Source organism: Vibrio sp. CyArs1, assembly GCF_022432925.1.
GTDB lineage: Bacteria > Pseudomonadota > Gammaproteobacteria > Enterobacterales > Vibrionaceae > Vibrio > Vibrio mediterranei.
Genome location: NZ_JAKRBO010000001.1, coordinates 1,444,566 through 1,463,846 on the forward strand (window position 1 = coordinate 1,444,566; position 19,281 = coordinate 1,463,846).

The window sequence follows — 19,281 nt, forward strand, 5'->3', positions numbered from 1 at the left end:
TTGTCATGAAACTGTTACTCGCCTGTCGTATCTTGTTCATGCCGATGAATCATGGACTAGATCACTCAATGCCAATCCAAACAACACAGCTCAGTAAAATAAAGACGACTATTCGAGAACAAATCCAAAGTAATATCATGATTGCAGGCCAGAAACTGCCATCCGAACGAGACCTTAGCGACCTGTTTTCTACTACGCGTATTACCATTAAAGATGCGCTGACTTCACTAGAAACTGAAGGATTGATTTATCGAGAGGAACGTCGAGGTTGGTTTGTCTCTCCAGAACGTATTCGCTATAACCCATTGTCGCGCAGTCACTTTCATCAGATGATCCGCGAGCAGCACCGTATCGCCGAAACTAAGCTAGTCAGTGTAAGAAGTGAAATGGCGAGCGGAATGTACGCCAAGGCATTGGCCGTAGATACCATTACACCGATCCATATTATTGAACGCTTAAGGTATATCGATGGTCGGGTCGTGCTGTTTGTAGAGAACTGCCTGATCGCTGCCCTGTTCCCAAAGATACTGGAAGAGAACCTGACACTATCGCTCACTAAGTGCTACCAAGAGAAATACCAGTTCCATACCCAACGTTCACACTTCGACGTCATCCCTACGTCCGCTCCAAGTCATGTGGCACAAGCCCTTAACTTGGTGGAGGGACAACCCGTTGTCAAAATTTGCCGCGTGAACTTTAACCAATATGGGGTATTAATGGATTGTGAGTTTGAGTATTGGCGACCAGATGCCATGATGATTTGTATTGATAGCGAGTCGCAATGATCAAGAGAAGCGCTTTCGATATTGCGAAGGAGAAACACCTTGTAAACGTGAAAAGGCATGCGTAAAAGTGCTTTGTCCTGAAAAGCCTGTTAACTCAGCGACTTGACCAAGGTTTAAGTTGCCTTGCTCAATTAAGCGTTTTGCGGCATCGACACGTTTGTTCAATACATATTGATGAGGAGTAATACCGATTTGCTCTTTAAAAAGCATATGAAATTGGCTTTCGCCTAAAAATACGCTTCCAGCTAATTGAGCCACAGAGATCTTATGACACAGGTGCTGTTCAATGTAACGATCGATCTGTTCAAGATCGAATCGTGAGTCACGAAGTGATGTTTTAAGATCTGAGATATGGCGTTGTAATAATGCTACGACCGTGTCATTGCATGCACGACTTAACAGCAAATCATCAGGGCTGCTTTTCATTTCCGCCACTAACATTTGTATCAGCTTTTGAATTTGGATATCCAACTGAAAATAAGTCTTGGATTGAGATAACTCGTTGATTCGTTGAAGAAGTACCGGATCGTCATTGTTAGGGAGAGGCATATTCAACACGAGAATATCTGGCTGATCAATCACACCTCCGAAAGCATGATCAAGGCCTGACGTTACCACGCACCCTTGTCCCGGGCCGACGAGGTTACCCACACCGCCTACATCAAACTCAGATTTCCCCTTCAACCCAATCACAACTTGGGTGTATTGGTGCTCGTGTGAGTCCATATGAGAGGGTAACCGAACGATTTCTGCTGGTTTTGGGGAAGCATGATCAAGGATGTCATTGTTTCGTGTCACCATGTTTCCGGCCATCTTGTAAAATGAGATTCGATCCGCCGAGTATACCCATTTCAATAGCAATTGGAAAAAGTAATCGCCACCAAGCTTGTGATAACGGGCACGGAGTGATGATTTTGTATCCCGCTTAGAACTGCGAAAAAGGATCCTTACTTGATCAAGCTTCCGGAACCATGATCATGAAGCGATAAGTTACGGTGGTTGTAATTTGTGCGATATAGATGATAGAGACATAAAAAAAGCTGCGAAAACCGCAGCTTAGAAACAATATTTGCACTAATGGTTACGGAGCGAGTCGCTCTGCATCCCATTGACCTTGACCGTCTTTACTAAATAAGAAGCGATCATGAAGTCGGTGTTCACCACCTTGCCAGAATTCAATCGATTCAGGGCGAATGCGATAACCACCCCAGAATGAAGGTACAGGAATTTCACCTTTAGCAAATTTCTGCTTTAACTCTAGGAACTTACCTTCAAGTACGCCACGAGTTGAAATACGACTACTTTGCTTACTTGCGATAGCAGCAAGTTGGCTTTCTTTGGGGCGAGAGGTGAAATACTTCATGTTTTCCATTGCCGTCAATTTCTCAGCGACACCCGTAATATGCACTTGTCGTTCTAATGGATGCCAAGGAAAGTGTAAGCTTACTTTACTGTTGTGCTCTATATGTTGAGCTTTACGACTACCCAAGTTGGTGTAAAAAACGAAGCCTTCACTATCCACATTTTTCAATAACACGATGCGTTGAAACGGCATTCCGCGTTCATCAACCGTCGCCACTGTCATTGCCGTAGGATCGGTCAATTTAGCGTCGACAGCTTGTTGCAACCAAAGATTAAATTGAACAATAGGATCGCTATTCAAGTCCTTTCGACGTAACCCCCCTTGAGAATACTCTCGGCGGATATCTTCAATTCCCATAACCACTCCTCACGTTTTTCTTGAATTCTGCGCTCTAAACTACTAGAAAACAACCCGCTAACGGTATCTTATTATCGATTTTTAAATCCAATCTCCTAGTTTGTATTCGAGCTTATGACACACGCAGCCATAACAGACAAATTTTCGATAATTCATTACTTTATAAACAAGAATCCACTGCTAAACTTCTAAATACGTTGAAAACATACCGATAGATGCAATTCTTGAAATATTAGATTGTTGATAAATATGCAGGATAGATCGACTCTTTGTTGTTGAAAAGGTTACATTTCATTAACGATGGTAATAAAATCATATTATTAGATAAATCCTAGCCATCTGGATTCCGAGTTGAACATGGATAAAAAAGAATACAAAAAGGTCTCTGACGCTGAACTCGACTACATCGATGACAAAACCGCGGCCTTACTCCTTAATACCCCCACCAGTGCTCGGATTATGCTGTGGGTTATGGTGCTCTTTTTTATTAGTGCGGCAGTGTGGGCATCTTGGGCTGAAATAGACAAAGTGACGGTCGGGCAAGGCAAAGTCATTCCTTCATCACAAGTACAAGTGATCCAGAACCTCGAAGGTGGCCTTGTTAAAGAAATTTTGGTGAAAGAAGGTGACACGGTCAAGAAAGGTCAGCAACTTCTGCTTATTGACGATACGCGTTTCCGCTCAGATTACCGCGAACGAGAGCAACAAGTTCTCAATTTGACCGCCAACGTCCTACAACTCTCAGCCTCCTTAACCAGTGTGGTCATCAATGAAGATGTCAAAGATAAAGAATGGCAAAAGTCGGTGACCCTGGATTTCAACAAACTCGCGTTCCCACCTACTTTTGAAGAAGAGAACAAAGCGCTGGTTGCCAGACAACGCGCTGAATACCGTCAGGACCTCAACAAGCTACGCAATGAGCTTTCCGTTATTGATCAACAAGTTCGTCAAAAACAACAAGATCTGATAGAAATCCAAGCGCGAGTCCATAACCTCAGAGAAGGCTATAACCTTGCACGTGATGAACTGAATATCACCAAGCCTCTTGCCGATGAGGGAGTTGTTCCTAAAGTCGAATTATTAAAGCTTCAGCGTCAGGTCAATGACACTCGACGTGAGTTAACCTCCACAGAACTGAAAGTCCCAGCTTTAAAATCTGCTATTCAAGAGTCCATGCTAAGCCGCATTGATATTGCACAGAAGTTCCGTTCAGAACAGCAAGAAAAGCTCAATCAAGCTCAAGATAAGCTCTCTTCTATGACTGAGTCAGCCGTAGGGTTGGAAGATCGTGTAAACCGTACTGTTGTGGTCTCTCCTGTTAACGGCACCGTTAAGACACTGAACGTCAATACTGTAGGCGGCGTTATTCAACCTGGAATGGATATCGTAGAGATAGTGCCAACGGAAGACACTTTGTTAGTGGAAGCCAAAATAGCACCACAGGATATTGCTTTCCTAAGACCCGATCTTCATGCCATCGTCAAATTCAGTGCGTATGACTTCACCAAATACGGCGGATTAGATGGCACCTTGGAGCATATCAGTGCCGATACGACTCAAGACGAAGAAGGAAATAGCTTCTATATCGTAAGAGTAAGAACTGACAAAACCAATTTTGGACACGATGAGCAGTTACCGATCATTCCAGGTATGACAGCGTCCGTGGACATTATTACAGGCAAGAGAACGGTTCTGGATTATCTACTCAAGCCAATACTAAGTGCGCAAAACAACGCACTGAAAGAATAAAGGAATGTAGTGTTACGGATTGAGCGGACAGGAAGTCTGCAAACTAAGTTCAAAACCGCACTGTTGGTATGCGGGGTAATCACAGCTATTTCTTTGGCTGGATATAGTGACGCCTATACCAAGCAAGAGCAGCGTTGGATAAGCACCGTAGCAAAAACGTATGGACCTCGAGCCGGTAAACGAGTCGAAACTTGGCGCACTGTTATCGAAGATTTACAGGGTAAATCAGAGAAAGAGCAACTTGCTGGAGTGAATCAGTTTTTCAATCAACTCAACTTTGTCGACGACATACATTTATGGGGTAAGAAAGACTACTGGGCCACACCACTAGAATTTTTGGGCAGTAATGCAGGGGATTGTGAAGACTTTACTATTGCTAAGTACTTCTCACTGCTTGAGCTCGGTATTCCCGACAAAAAACTGAGGCTTGTGTACGTCAAAGCCATCGAATTGAACCAATTTCACATGGTACTCGCCTACTACGAGACACCGCGTTCACAGCCGCTGATTTTGGATAACCTGATTGGTGAGATCAAACCCGCTTCTAAGCGAGGCGATTTGCTACCGATCTACAGCTTTAATGGTCGCAACTTGTGGACCATGAAAACAACCCAGGGCAAATTAGCCGGAAAGTCGTCGAGACTGAAATTATGGAATGATTTGCGAAGCCGAGAGCGTTCATTGACGTTAAGGAAACCTAAGGTAAATTACGACGAGTAAACAATTATGACACTATACAGACAGCTAGTGGTCGGCATGATAGCAGTATTCATTATGCTATTGACGTCGGTGTTTATCATCGAGTTCAACACGACTAAAAACTTCCTAGAGCAGCAACAACGCTCAGAGGTAAACAACACGATTAACACCGTGGGGTTGGCCTTAGCACCTTACTTGAAGACACAAGACAAGGTTGCGGTTGAATCTGTGATTAATGCGCTATTTGATGGCAGTACTTATTCCACAGTAAAACTCGTTTTCCTAGAGACCGATGAAGAGATTGTCCGCAGCTATCCTATCAAACCCAACGGAGTACCAGATTGGTTTACCAACCTAAACCTATTTACGCCCATTCATGATTCCCGCGTGGTTACTAGCGGTTGGCTGCAATTGGCTGAAGTAGAAATCATCAGTCATCCCGGTGAAGCTTACGCTCAGCTTTGGCAAGCGTTTGAGCGCCTTGCTGGAGCATTCGTTGTTATCTTTACCTTAGGTTTGTTATCTATAGCCTTTATCCTGAGACGAGCTCTCACGCCACTTAGAGCTATCGTAAACAAAATGGAACAGGTAGCGAATAAGCAGTTTGGTGAACCTTTGCTTCGTCCCAATACGAAAGACTTGATCGCCGTCGTTGATGGTATAAACAGCATGTCCGCGCATGTTGAAGAGTCGTTCAAACAACAAGCGAAAGAAGCACAGAAGCTCCGTGAACGCGCTTATATGGATCCAGTCTCTCAACTTGGTAACCGCGCCTTCTTTATGGGCCAGTTAAATCAATGGCTTTCAGAGTCTTCGCTAGGCGGTGTGGCTATCTTACACGCTGAGTTCATTAAACAAACCTACAAAGCTGATGGCTACGAGGCTGGCGATGGATTAGTGAGAGAGCTGTCTGATCTCTTATCGATGACCATCAATATTCCCAACACCGTCATTGCCCGTATATCAACCGATGAGTTCGGTTTTGTATTCCCGAACATTGACGAAAGCGAATTGAAGTTTGCGGCAAATAGCATCATTACTTGTATTCAAGATCTAAACGCCGATCCTACAGGTCTGAGCAAAGCTAACGCATCGCTAGGTGTTGTCTTTAATGAAGAGCGCAAAAACTCAACACAAATGCTCTCCGTGCTCGATAACGCACTGACTAAAGCGAAATCTAATCCGGAAATCGATTATGGTTATATCTCTAGTGAGCATACTGGCGTCATCATGGGTAAACAGCAATGGCGTTCACTGGTAGAAGAAGCGATCAGCGACGATGCAGTGACCTTTAGATTCCAATCGGCAAACAGCAGTGGTGGTGAGACGTATCACCGAGAGGTGTTCTCTGCCATCGAAATGAATGGCGAACGCTATACAGCCAATCAATACCTACTTGCTCTAGAGCAGCTTGATGCCAGCCATATCTTTGATGAGCACGTTATCATGTCGGTGATTAACAAGCTTGAGCGAGAAGAAATGTCTGATTCAATGGCGATTAACATCACCCCAACTAGTATCGCTCAACCAAGCTTCATTCGCTGGATTAGCCAAGTGCTCGCCAAACATCGTGACATTAACGACAAACTACACTTTGAGATCCCAGAAAGCTGCTTTATCAATAATCCGCACCATACTGCGCTCTTCTGTAACGCTATTCGCAATGAAGGTGCCAAGTTCGGTGTGGATAACTATGGTCGGAACTTCCAATCACTGGAGTATCTCAACGAGTTCAGACCAGATTATGTGAAACTGGATTATCTCTATACCCACCAGCTTGACGATGAAAAACAGAAATTTACGCTAACATCGATTTCGCGAACGGCGCACAATTTGGGTATTAAAACTATTGCCTCACGAGTGGAAACACAAACTCAGCTCGACTTCTTGTCTGAGCACTTTGTGGATGTATTCCAAGGCTTTATCGTGGACAAATAATAGGTGCAGAATCCATGAAGGATCCGTTACTAAACTCGCTTATCTATATCAGCCGATACTACGGCTTAGCCAATTCCCCAGAAGCATTGGTGAACGGCTTACCCCTATCGGAAGGTAAGCTAACACCATTCTTACTTCCTCGTTCAGCCGAGCGCGCTGGATTGGTAGCGAAGGAGAATCGCTCTGATATAGATAAAATCCCAAGCATCGTATTTCCTGTGATACTGCTGTTGAAAGGTGGCGATGCTTGCGTACTAAACAGTATTGATTCCGATGCCAATGAAGCAGAAGTGATTACGCTTGAGTCCGGCATGGTCCCCATTTCCGTCCCGCTCGAGGATTTGAAAGAACAATTCACTGGCCGCTACTTCTTGGTCAAGAAGCAGTTTCGCTATGACGAGCGCTCACCGGAAGTCCTAAAAACTCGTGATGGCCACTGGTTCTGGGGCACTCTGTGGGAATCGAAACGCATCTACCGTGATGTGCTCATTGCCTCGCTATTGATCAATATATTTGCTGTAGCCGCACCACTGTTCACTCGTCTTGTTTATGACAAAGTGGTGCCTAACCTAGCATTTGAAACACTATGGGTACTGGCGGCAGGGATATTTATTGTCTTCGGATTCGATTTAGTACTTAAGCTTATGCGTAGCTACTTTATTGATGTTGCAGGGAAAAAATCGGACATCCTGATTTCCTCTAAGCTATTTAGCAAGGTTATGGGCATCAGAATGGAATCACGTCCTCCTTCTGTCGGTGCCTTTGCGCGTCACTTACAAGAATTTGAATCAATTCGTGAATTCTTTACCTCTGCAACGATTGCTTCGTTAATCGACTTGCCGTTTGCATTGCTATTTTTGGTGCTTATCTGGCTCATGGCGGGCAATCTGGTCATTATCCCAATCATCGGTGTGTTGATATTAATCATCTACTCGATGTTGATACAAGGACCGCTGCGTAAAACGATTGAAGAAGGTTCACGCCTAGCTTCTCAAAAGTACGCCAACCTTATTGAAAGTTTAGCTGGCCTAGAAACCGTAAAAATCTTCGGTGCACAGAGCCAATATCAGTATCGTTGGGAAGAAGCTGTGGCCCACATGGCGAACTGGAACATCAAAAGTAAGCGCATTACGGATGGGATTCAAAACACCGCAGGATTTGTTCAGCAATCTTCCAATATCGGAATGATCATTCTTGGTGTGTATCTTATTGCAGAGGGTGAGCTCACGATGGGTGGCCTGATTGCTGCAACCATGCTAAGTAGCCGTGCTATTGGCCCTTTGGTGCAGCTTTCATTGCTTTCTACACGATACAATCAAGCAAAGTCGTCGATGACCATCATTGAACAAGTAATGGCAATGCCCGACGAGCAAGAGGAAGGAAAGCGCTATATTCATCGCCCAATCATCCACGGCAAAATCGAATTGGATCGCGTGACCTTTCATTACCCTGATTCTCCAATGGCGTCCATTCGAGATCTGAGCCTTACTATTGAACCTGGTGAAAAGGTCGCGATTATTGGACGTATTGGCTCAGGTAAAACTACGCTAGAGCGCCTCATAATGGGCCTGTATCAGCCTACAGAGGGTCACGTGCGTATTGATGAGACAGACATCGCTCAATTGCATCACGTGGATGTACGACGCAATATAGGCTGTGTGCCGCAAGATTGTGCTCTGTTCTATGGCTCTATTCGCGACAACATTACGCTAGGGCGACCATTGGTCGACGACCGTGATGTTATGGATGCAGCAAACCGTGCAGGGGTGACCGTATTCACTCAGCAAGATCCTGCTGGTCTTGAGCGTCAGGTTGGTGAAGGTGGTCTGCTGTTATCCGGTGGTCAACGTCAAGCCGTTGCTATTGCACGAGCATTTTTAGCGCGTCCACCTATTTTGATTATGGATGAACCGACAAGTTCAATGGATAACCGTTCCGAACTGCATATCAAGACACAGTTAAAACAACTTAAGGAATCCGAGACCCTGATTTTAATTACTCATAAAACATCGATGCTAGATGTGGTAGACAGAGTCATCGTCATGGAGAAAGGGGCAATTATTGCTGATGGTCCTAAAGTGCAGGTGTTGAGTGATTTGAGACAAGGTAAAGTTCGCGCTGCAAGTTAAAGCCAAACTATGTCTCCTCGTCCTCAATGTGTAAAATCATTTCAGACGACACAACAGAAACACAAAGGCCGCAACGATTAAGCTGCGGCCTTTTTGTCGCTATGCACTTAGATTAAGTGTCATGAATAATGATGATATTGCTCAACTGTTGAACATCCAATTCAGACAATCCAGTTACACCCTCAAGTTCAATGGTGACACTCTTATCGCCCTTGGTGACATTAACCAAGGTGCTCGTATTATCATCGTTTTCAGTGAGTGTAATCTTGTCTCCGCCGACGGCGACATTATCTAACAAAGCTTCTAATGATGTATTACTATCTTCAAATACCTCTGACAAGTCGATAACGTCGCGGTTTCCTTCCACTTGAGAGAAGTCAGTAATCACATCATGACTGCCGTCTAAGTCACCTTCGCTCCATTTGAAGGTGTCATCTCCAAGACCACCAGTTAATACATCATTACCAAGTCCACCGGATAGAACATCGTCACCATCCGTACCATGGATAACTGTGACGCCACTGCCTCCCTGGACTGCATAATCGACTTCTTCAGACTCGTCCACATTACCATTTGGCATGATATTGACGTTAACCGTCGCAGTCTCATCACTTGAAAGGCCATCAGAATCTACAGCTCGATAATCGAATTGGTCTGCCACTTCACCATCAGTAACTTTCACGCTTTGTAAAACAAAACCTACGTCACTGTCATCAGCACTAAATGGCATAATACGCATTTCATCAAATGGTATCTCTGATAGCACCTCAATAACGGCTTGCTGCTCTGCAATGGCATCGTTATTCATTACTATTGGAGTCTCATCAAGCAAAACACCACCAGCATAGAGGTAGACGAAAATCTGTGCGTTACTATTCGCAGCAGCACTAAATGGTGCTGTAAGACCTCCGACTCCAACTAATGCTCTCGTCATCAAGCCAGCAGTAAATTTAACAGACATAAACTCATTTTGTTTCGCTTCCGTCCCTCTGTTACCACCATCTTGGTCACTCTTGGTGTAAAAACCAGCTTGGTCATCGAATGCGATATCTTCGACCTGAGCACCAATATGTGGCTTATCACCGGAATACGTTCCTCCGGTTACTTCGATACCGTTTCCAAATGGCTCCTCCCCTTCATGGTTGTACCCAAGGGCAATAGCATCAAAACCAACCTCTAAGTCATAGAAAATATCAGTACCATCTTCTACTGCATCTCCTACATCTAAGTCAAAACGTTCACCAGAACCACTGAGGAAATACAGCTGCCCATATTCTGGTTCATCCACTATTTCAACTAACGTATCTTTATAATCAATCGCATCATCTCCACTATCGGTTGCGAAATCTTCAAAGTTGAGTGGAATGGTGTCATCCGGAGCAAAAAACTCGAAGTCTGTAACTTCAGGTGGAGTATTAGTACTTAGAAGCGATACCTCTGGATTTGTCAGAGCAATAATGTCAAAAGTCTGCGACGCTATTTTATCTATCGGTGAGTAAGTACCATCCTGCTCGGATGCCGTCGCTTTGATTGTGATGGTATAAGTTCCCGTATCAAATACCTTGATCTGGAGATCATTTAGGTCATCCCAGCCAGAAATATCAACCTCTCCAGCGGCATCGGCAATTGATGTCAGAGTACCATTGGAAACTATTGCTCCCGTTGGTAGTCCTTGTATAAGTAGATTTAGGACTTCTGAACCATCAGTATCATTTAGATTGACAGACTTAATATCACTAACATCAATAAAGGTATCTTCGTACCCTACATTACTTCTAGTAGAGAGCGTAATATTATCTAAAAGAGCGCCATAGCTGTCCGCTTGACTTGATTCAAACAATACTCGATATGTACCGTTTGACGGTACTTGGAAAAACTCTTGAACATTATTCCAGTTACGATTAACCGCATCATTAAACTCATATATCTCTACAACATTAGATGAATCATTCACGTCTACCAGAGAGACTTTCAAAGGAGAACTATTAAGTGCTCTAGCCGCGACATCAAAATTTAGTTCATAGAACTTACCCGCTTCACCCACAAATTCAGTGTACAGAGAGTCATCGTTGTTACGTCGCCCTTCAATTTCAAACAACTGATTATCCGAACTTCCTCCTAGATAAACATTTTCGTTACCTACTTCACTAACATTACCGGTGTTATTTGTCCCCCAAACACCTCGTGAACCGTCCTGATTTAGCTCGTTATCACTCACATTTCCACGCCAAGAACTGCTGCCAAGATTAACGTTTTCAAAATCAATAGATGAGATTAATTGCTCACCCGTGATTGTAAGTGTTGGCTCATCTGTAACAGGTTTAACGGTAACGGTTAAGCTATGAGCCTCTACTACATTGTCTTGACTATCACGTCCCGACACCGACAAGGTGAAATCTACATCACTATCTAGCGGAGGCTTGATAAATAAGCCTGCTAGCTGTGATGGCAACACAGTTGCGCTGTTATTGGTCACTGATAACGTGGAATCATCCGAGTATAATGTAGCGCCGTCAGGTATATCGCTAATGACTACTGAAGTCGCATCACTGTTCGCTGGCAATTGTATATCCAACGCAATCTTGTTGTCTTCGTCACCTATCGCGGCGGCAACAACTAGGTCAGCTATCGCAGTAAAGTTAATGGTTGAAACTGCGGTATTTGATGGTTGCATTTCATCATCAAATGTCGTGATTTCAATGACTCTGTCCTCATCACCCGGAGATTGTGAGGAGTTGGAGAATTCAATTAGCTGAATAGCAGCCTCATAATCGGCAGGTGTTGCTTCTCCGCTCAGAGTGATTTTAATTGCACCAGAATCGAGTACTTCTGTTGTATAACTAATCCCGCTAAGCAGTGGGTTAGTCGCACCATCAATCCCAAAATTGTCACCCGCTTTTGGATTGGTAAAGACAATTTCGGCCTCATGGATGACATTCTTCTCGTCAAAAATGGTGATGTCACTATCGACAACCTCAATAGCACTATCACCTTCTTGGTAATTCGTATCGAAGCCTGTACCGTCAGCACTTAAGTCAAGATCGAGCGTTGGTGGCATATTATTTTCACGCTCATCAACGATGGTAACGACGGACTCAAGGCTTTCACCTTCATCGGAGTCAACCGCTTTGTATTTAAAGCTGTCGTTCAGTGCGGTTTCTAGATAGCGTAATTCCCAGTTACCCCGGCCATCGGTACCAACACTCACTCCAGCAATGAGAGTCCCTTCTTCAACATCACCTAAATCATCAACAGAGAAGCTCAGTTCATGGAATAATACGTCATTACCTGACGTATCTTTTTGTACATCAGGTGTGTAATCAACGGTATCGCCATTGCTGAGTGTAACCTTAATCGTGACAGCAGATTCGTTTCGACCACCTAAATCACTATAGAAATAGCCTCCCATGCCATCCAATCCAAGGTTAACATGTGTAGCAAGACGATCTGCAAAGTTTATAGATAACCACTCACCTTCATTAATACCTTGGCCGCCACCAATACCTAAGCCATGACCAACATGATTATCTTGAACATCACCTCGGTACTGAGTGAGATTACCTTTGTTACTGTTAATGGTGATACTGTCTGTGCTGCCGTCAGTGTTAGGTAGCTCTAATACTCTATTCCTACCATCGACTTCAGTTCCCCAGTTGTAAAACTCATCTTGAGTACTTTCCATATCACTCGATGTTGGCACCACTTTAGTACCAAGAATGAAGCCTTGAGCGTCTGAATCAGGCTCATAGGTTATCTTAGTTGGATCAAACGTATCACCGTTGGCGACATTTGTCTGAGTGATTTCCTCACCATCATGGTAGAGCGTACCACCAATCGGAAGCTCCGTGATCGCAACTAGAACCTGTTCAGAATTTATGTCATCTTCAATATCCGAAATATGGTCATCGCCGTCTCCAGAATCTACACCATCAACGGCAGCTCTCGTAGTATCAAATACGACAGCTGTAACATCATTATCAGTAATGCTGAAACTAAAGCTTTCTGATTCTGGTCCGTCATTGATAGGAGCGACATTAATCGTTGAAATTGCAGTGTTTGATTCGATATTTTGGTCATCGAACACCTTGATTTCTATCTGTCTCGGAATCGCACTTGGATCTTCACTATCATTACTAAACTCAACCCACTTCAGTGCAGCCTCATAATCTGAAGCACTGCCCGTGCCACTTATCACAATAGTATCGGAGCCTAATGCATGAGTGATTGTCAAACCTGAAGCAAGTACCGCCGCAGCTGCGAGTGCAATTGAGTCACCAGACTGAGCGTTGGTAAGGGTAATTTCAGCTCTAGTTATCACATCGATATCATCTGTGACAGTGACGTCTTGGTCAACAATGACAACAGGATCATCACCTTCACTAAAGGTTGTAGTGTAACCCGTACCATCACTTGCATTAGTCGGACGCAGGGTGACGACTAGATCATTAAAGTCTTTATCACTTTCATCGTACGCAATATCTTCAACACGGATTTCCAGTGCACCATCATCAACTCCAGAAACCGTAAATTGATACTGAACACTATCTTCTGTTGATAAGTAGACAGGCTTACTTGGTATCTGGCCGTTTACCAACAAGTCGCCTTGAGCATTAAAACTGAGTACTGCATCATCTGGGGTTTGATTTGCACCATTGGCAATAAGGAAAAATTCCAGCCCTTCCTTAGAATCCAGTTCAGCTAATAACTGATCATTGGCAAGTCCCGCATTAGTATCATGTATTAACACTACAGGGTCGGTTGGATTACCTTGTGAGTCGGTGTAAAAATAACCAAACACATTAGAGTAACCCGCTCTTTCACTCTCAAAAACAATCTCGTAATCTTCGCCATTTAAGTCAATGGCAGGGGCTAAATTATCATTATCACCACCAGACTGCCCGCCTAGTTGCCCATCATCAGAAATAGTGGCACCAGCAGACACGCCTACGTTACCGTTAACTGTCAGACCAGCTGGCTCAGTCACTTTTAACGTAAAGTTCTCATCTTGCTCATAGACATCGTTATCTTGGATACCTACTTGGATATTGACGGAGGTAACACCAGCTGGAATGGTAATCTCGCCATTAACAATCTGTAGTGGAACATTGGTCGTCCCATCGTTATAGCTCGCCGTCGTAGTAGTAAAGTCATCATCATCGGTATCAACATCGAGTCGATCGAGCGCTACCGTGAGGTCGACATCAGAAGGATTACTTAAAGACAGAGTGAACGGAACACTTCCCGCATCTTCGCTCACTTCCCCACCACCACTCAATGAGAGTGTGATTGGATCGTTATCTTGAATATCTCCAGTCACAGTTTGACCGTCGACTACCAGAGTAAAGCCTTCGTCACCCTCATAACGATTATCATCGATTGTCGGCAACGTAATTGTAAAGTCAGAAACGTTAGCAGGAACTTCAAGCTCTCCAGTCACCTCGTTGTAAGTGACCCCATTGCTGAAGGTCATAGTCGATGGGTCAACATCATTAGCTGAAGCCTCATCGCCATTAGCGCCAAACTCAATGTCAAAGAAAGTCTTCACATTGGTAGAACCGTCCAGAGTCACGTTATAGGAGAAGCTCTCCCCTTCTTCAACACTAGCCGTACCTATCTCAAACCCGCTGACTGAAATCGGTCCAGGGTTGACCAGAACATTCACTGTTGCAGTGTCAAAGCCACCTTTATCGTCGGTAATTTGGTACTGGAACTCAGTGCGACCCGCAAAGCCTTCAGGCAAATCGAAAATGACATTACCACCTTCAATACGCGCATCACCTTGCGTCTCACCGAACACGTAAGTGATACGAATATCATCACCATCCACGGCATCGTCGTTAGATAAAAGCTCTGAAAGCGGAATGACGACAGGTTCATCATGGTCAAAGACATAAGCGCCCGCACCGACCACTTCAATGCCCTGAAGGAAATAATCAGAAGAGTCAGTGCCACGTGCAGGGCCACCTGTAAAATCAACAGACTCAAATACCAATTTGTCGTAGGCAAAACCGCCCGTTTCAATATCAAACGTGCCTTTATTACCTGACTCATTATGGAAATAATCACTGGCAACCAGAGTATCGCCCAAATAAGCACTCCACTTACCTTGTTCATGACTGCCTGCCCCGCCCTCATTGGCGAACAAGTTGGTTACAGAAAAAGCCCCATCTACAGCTGGCTCTTTGAGCGTAATAATGAGCTGCTCAGACTCTTCTTCATTTCGGTTATATTGAATTTGAGATTCAGGGCCACCGTTGGTAGTGCCATCAGGAATACCAATACGGTCAGTACCGTCGATATTGTAGTTAACAGTTTGGCCATCATATTTCGCCTGAATGCTGTCAACCATATCCCAACCTTGATCGCCCGCTCCCATATCACCTTGAACAAGGCTATAAGACTCTGGGTCATCAATCGCATCTGGTGCTAGGTTGGTACGTTGGTCATCGATAGTCACTGTTGATTCATCACTATATGCGCCATCAGAATCAAGTGCTTTATAATCAAAGGAGTCTTCTAAACTCGTCTCTAGGTATCTTAGTTCCCAGTTTCCATTACCTTCAGTTCCAACCGTGACACCATATATTTGTAACCCTTCAGCGCCAGAAAGATCATCGATTGATATCGTAATGTCTAAATCAAGATCGCTATTACCAGACGTCGTCTTTTGAATCGGATCTAGAACTCTCGTTGAACCATCGCTTAAGGTAACGGTAACTAGTACTGATGACTCGTTGGCATTGTTGAGATTTTCATCAAAATAGCCACCTAGACCATCTAGCCCTAATGTCACTGAAGTGGCTGGTCTCTCGGAGAAATCAATCGAAATAGTCTCTCCCTCATTGATGCCTTGTCCACCACCGACACCAAGACCAAATCCAACGTGGTTAGCGTCTCCCCGGTACTGAGTGAGATCCCCACCAATTGAGGTAATCCTGATCGAGTCATCACCCAAAGTTAAAATGCGCTCTCCAGGATTATTACCGGGAGACCCCCAGTTTAAGAAATCGGTTTGCGAACTGGCTTCGCTGTCCAACCCTTGCGAATCTTTAACACCTAAAACAAAGCCTTGAGCACTTTCATCAGGTAGATAGGAAATATTATCTGGATTAAACGGTGTGCCGTTAGCCCCTCCTTCGACATGGAGGTCAGCTTCAACAATCGCTCGAGTTTCACCGTTTTCAGTGTAGAGAAGTGTACCGCCTAAAGGCAGCTCAGTGATTACAACTGACAGTGACTTTCCATCCGTGGTACTACGATCATCTTCATAGTCGGAGATATGGTCGGTTCCATCACCCTCAATAGAACCTTCTCCAGTATCAAAAATAACTGGAATCGCATCATCTCCGGAGAGTGTAATTGAGAAGTCTTCGGAGTCAGGTCTATCATTGGTACCGTTGATAGTAATTGTTACCACTTCAGTGTCAGTTGCTCCCCACTCATCTTCAACGATGACGTCAAAGGTAATTGGCAATGTCTCACCTTGAGCTAGCTTCTGAACGGCGTCTGATTCGTTATCTAAAACAAATTTCCACTCCCCCGTTTTTGGGTCAGTGATAACGAACTGACCGTACTGTGAGGTACCATCAGCAACTGAGAAAGTGAGGTCGTGCCCAGTATCTACATCATTAGCCACTATGGTCCCCGTTGCTTCAGGTGACCCTACATTGATGCCACCAGACTCAGTAACTACACCCGTAAGGTCGCTTTCGTCTTCGTCAATTACTGGTGCATCATTGCTGCCTTTGACAACAATTCGAATCGTCTGCTCAACACTAGCACCATGTTCATCTTCCACGACTACCGTGTATTCAAGACGTTTCTTCTCACCTTCTGCCAACGCATCGGTCGCAGGCAGGTCATCCTTCAGCTCATAACGCCAGTCACCGGTTTCTTCATCAACAGTGAATGTACCGTAAGTGGTGTCTGCTGGCTCTTTGAGTGTGAAACTCAGCTCCGCTCCGTTATCGACATCCGACGCATCAATAAAACCTGTTGTGACAGCTTTACCGTTGTCATCATCACCGGCTTCACGTACTCGACCTTTACTGTCAACATCGTCTATGACTGGTGCATCATTGCTACCTTTAACAACAATTCGAATCGTCTGCTCAACACTGGCACCATGTTCATCTTCCACGACTACCGTGTATTCAAGACGTTTCTTCTCACCTTCTGCCAACGCATCGGTCGCTGGTAGATCATCCTTCAGCTCGTAACGCCAGTCACCGGTTTCTTCATCAACAGTGAATGTGCCGTAAGTGGTGTCTGCTGGCTCTTTGAGTGTGAAACTCAGCTCCGCTCCGTTATCGACATCCGACGCATCAATGAAACCCGTTGTGACAGCTTTACCGTTGTCATCATCACCGGCTTCACGTACTCGACCTTTACTGTCAGCATCTTCAATTACTGGTGCATCATTGCTGCCTTTGACAACAATTCGAATCGTCTGCTCAACACTAGCACCATGTTCATCTTCCACGACTACCGTGTATTCAAGACGTTTCTTCTCACCTTCTGCCAACGCATCGGTCGCAGGCAGATCATCCTTCAGCTCATAACGCCAGTCACCGGTTTCTTCATCAACAGTGAATGTACCGTAAGTGGTGTCTGCTGGCTCTTTGAGTGTGAAACTCAGCTCCGCTCCGTTATCGACATCCGACGCATCAATAAAACCTGTTGTGACAGCTTTACCGTTGTCATCATCACCGGCTTCACGTACTCGACCTTTACTGTCAACATCGTCTATGACTGGTGCATCATTGCTACCTTTAACAACAATTCGAATCGTCTGTTCAACACTGACACCATGTTCATCTTCCACGACTACCGTGTATTCAAGACGTTTCTTCTCACCTTCTGCCAACGCATCGGTCGCTGGTAGATCATCCTTCAGCTCGTAACGCCAGTCACCGGTTTCTTCATCAACAGTGAATGTACCGTAAGTGGTGTCTGCTGGCTCTTTGAGTGTGAAACTCAGCTCGGCTCCATTGTCGACATCCGACGCATCAATGAAACCCGTTGTGACAGCTTTACCGTTGTCATCATCACCGGCTTCACGCACTCGACCTTTACTGTCAACATCGTCTATGACTGGTGCATCATTGCTGCCTTTAACAACAATTCGAATCGTCTGCTCAACACTAGCACCATGTTCATCTTCCACGACTACCGTGTATTCAAGACGTTTCTTCTCACCTTCTGCCAACGCATCGGTCGCAGGCAGATCATCCTTCAGCTCATAACGCCAGTCACCGGTTTCTTCATCAACAGTGAATGTGCCGTAAGTGGTGTCTGCTGGCTCTTTGAGTGTGAAACTCAGCTCCGCTCCATTATCGACATCCGACGCATCAATGAAACCCGTTGTGACAGCTTTGCCGTTGTCATCATCACCGGCTTCACGTACTCGACCTTTACTGTCAACATCGTCTATGACTGGTGCATCATTGCTGCCTTTGACAACAATTTGAATCGTCTGCTCAACACTGGCACCATGTTCATCTTCCACGACTACCGTGTATTCAAGACGTTTCTTCTCACCTTCTGCCAACGCATCGGTCGCTGGTAGTTCATCCTTCAGCTCGTAACGCCAATCACCGGTTTCTTCATCAACAGTGAATGTACCGTAAGTGGTGTCTGCTGGCTCTTTGAGTGTAAAGCTCAGCTCGGCTCCATTGTCGACATCCGACGCATCAATAAAACCTGTTGTGACAGCTTTACCGTTGTCATCATCACCAGCTTCACGCACTCGACCTTTACTGTCAGCATCTTCAATTACTGGTGCATCATTAGTCCCTTTAACAGTTACAGAAATGGTTTGAGTAACCACAGCACCCTGTTCGTCTTCAACTTGAACGGTAAAGCTCAAAGGAACTTCATCACCTTCAGCTAATGCTTCAACTGCATCCGCTTCATTATCAATTACAAAGCTCCACAAGCCATCACTTGTGATATTAAATGTACCGTACTGACTGCTAACATCACCTACTGGACTCCACGTTAAGTTTGAGGAATCCACATCCGTCGCTGAAAGTTGACCACCTGTACTTGGTGCTCCGACATCCTCAGTACCATTGTCAAAATGTCCGGACTCCCTTACTTCACCTTCTGTAACGAGCTCAGAGTCCAATACTGGCTTATCATTGGTGCCTTTTACTGTGACAGAAATGGTTTGAGTAACCACAGCACCCTGTTCGTCTTCAACTTGAACGGTAAAGCTCAAAGGAACTTCATCACCTTCAGCTAATGCTTCAACTGCATC

The 19,281-nt window shown here is 44.7% G+C and carries 7 protein-coding genes and 1 pseudogene; 5 read left to right on the top strand and 3 right to left on the bottom strand.

All coding sequences use genetic code 11. From position 1 onward, the window contains the following. Positions 1-68 precede the first annotated feature (68 nt). Positions 69-785 (top strand): UTRA domain-containing protein, encoded by a 717-nt coding sequence (locus MMA19_RS06715; protein WP_038221820.1) that lies wholly within the window; start codon positions 69-71, stop codon positions 783-785. On the opposite strand, the gene MMA19_RS06720 is transcribed toward MMA19_RS06715, so the two are convergent. After that, positions 786-1,586, bottom strand: a complete 801-nt coding sequence (locus MMA19_RS06720) for an AraC family transcriptional regulator (RefSeq protein WP_006069700.1) — start codon at positions 1,584-1,586, stop codon at positions 786-788. A 280-nt stretch (positions 1,587-1,866) separates the two neighbouring features. After that, entirely contained in the window at positions 1,867-2,505 is a 639-nt protein-coding gene (gene pdxH / locus MMA19_RS06725) for a pyridoxamine 5'-phosphate oxidase (RefSeq protein WP_006069701.1), read from the bottom strand. Between the two features lie 357 nt (positions 2,506-2,862). Here pdxH and MMA19_RS06730 point away from each other — a divergent pair, with 357 nt between their 5' ends. The 4 genes and pseudogenes from MMA19_RS06730 to MMA19_RS06745 all read left to right on the top strand — a co-directional run bounded on the left by MMA19_RS06730 (position 2,863) and on the right by MMA19_RS06745 (position 9,020). Beyond that, complete coding sequence (locus tag MMA19_RS06730) at positions 2,863-4,254, top strand: HlyD family type I secretion periplasmic adaptor subunit (protein ID WP_006069702.1); 1,392 nt, start codon at positions 2,863-2,865, stop codon at positions 4,252-4,254. Positions 4,255-4,374: 120 nt separating this feature from the next. Next, positions 4,375-4,974 (top strand): annotated as a pseudogene (locus MMA19_RS06735) (transglutaminase-like cysteine peptidase); the annotation flags it as partial. A 6-nt stretch (positions 4,975-4,980) separates the two neighbouring features. After that, on the top strand, positions 4,981-6,891 hold the full coding sequence (locus MMA19_RS06740) for an EAL domain-containing protein (RefSeq protein ID WP_240205823.1): 1,911 nt from the start codon (positions 4,981-4,983) through the stop codon (positions 6,889-6,891). Positions 6,892-6,905: 14 nt separating this feature from the next. Beyond that, positions 6,906-9,020, top strand: coding sequence for a type I secretion system permease/ATPase (locus MMA19_RS06745; protein WP_006069705.1), 2,115 nt, complete (start codon positions 6,906-6,908; stop codon positions 9,018-9,020). 112 nt (positions 9,021-9,132) lie between these two features. On the opposite strand, the gene MMA19_RS06750 is transcribed toward MMA19_RS06745, so the two are convergent. Then, on the bottom strand, positions 9,133-19,281 hold a 10,149-nt coding region (locus MMA19_RS06750; RefSeq protein ID WP_261359876.1), incomplete at its 5' end, for a VCBS domain-containing protein.

Coding starts and splice junctions, on each gene's coding strand:
- MMA19_RS06715 (WP_038221820.1), top strand. CDS start 69: ATGCCAATCCAAACAACACAGCTCAGTAAAATAAAGACGACTATTCGA.
- MMA19_RS06720 (WP_006069700.1), bottom strand. CDS start 1,586: ATGGTGACACGAAACAATGACATCCTTGATCATGCTTCCCCAAAACCA.
- pdxH (WP_006069701.1), bottom strand. CDS start 2,505: ATGGGAATTGAAGATATCCGCCGAGAGTATTCTCAAGGGGGGTTACGT.
- MMA19_RS06730 (WP_006069702.1), top strand. CDS start 2,863: ATGGATAAAAAAGAATACAAAAAGGTCTCTGACGCTGAACTCGACTAC.
- MMA19_RS06740 (WP_240205823.1), top strand. CDS start 4,981: ATGACACTATACAGACAGCTAGTGGTCGGCATGATAGCAGTATTCATT.
- MMA19_RS06745 (WP_006069705.1), top strand. CDS start 6,906: ATGAAGGATCCGTTACTAAACTCGCTTATCTATATCAGCCGATACTAC.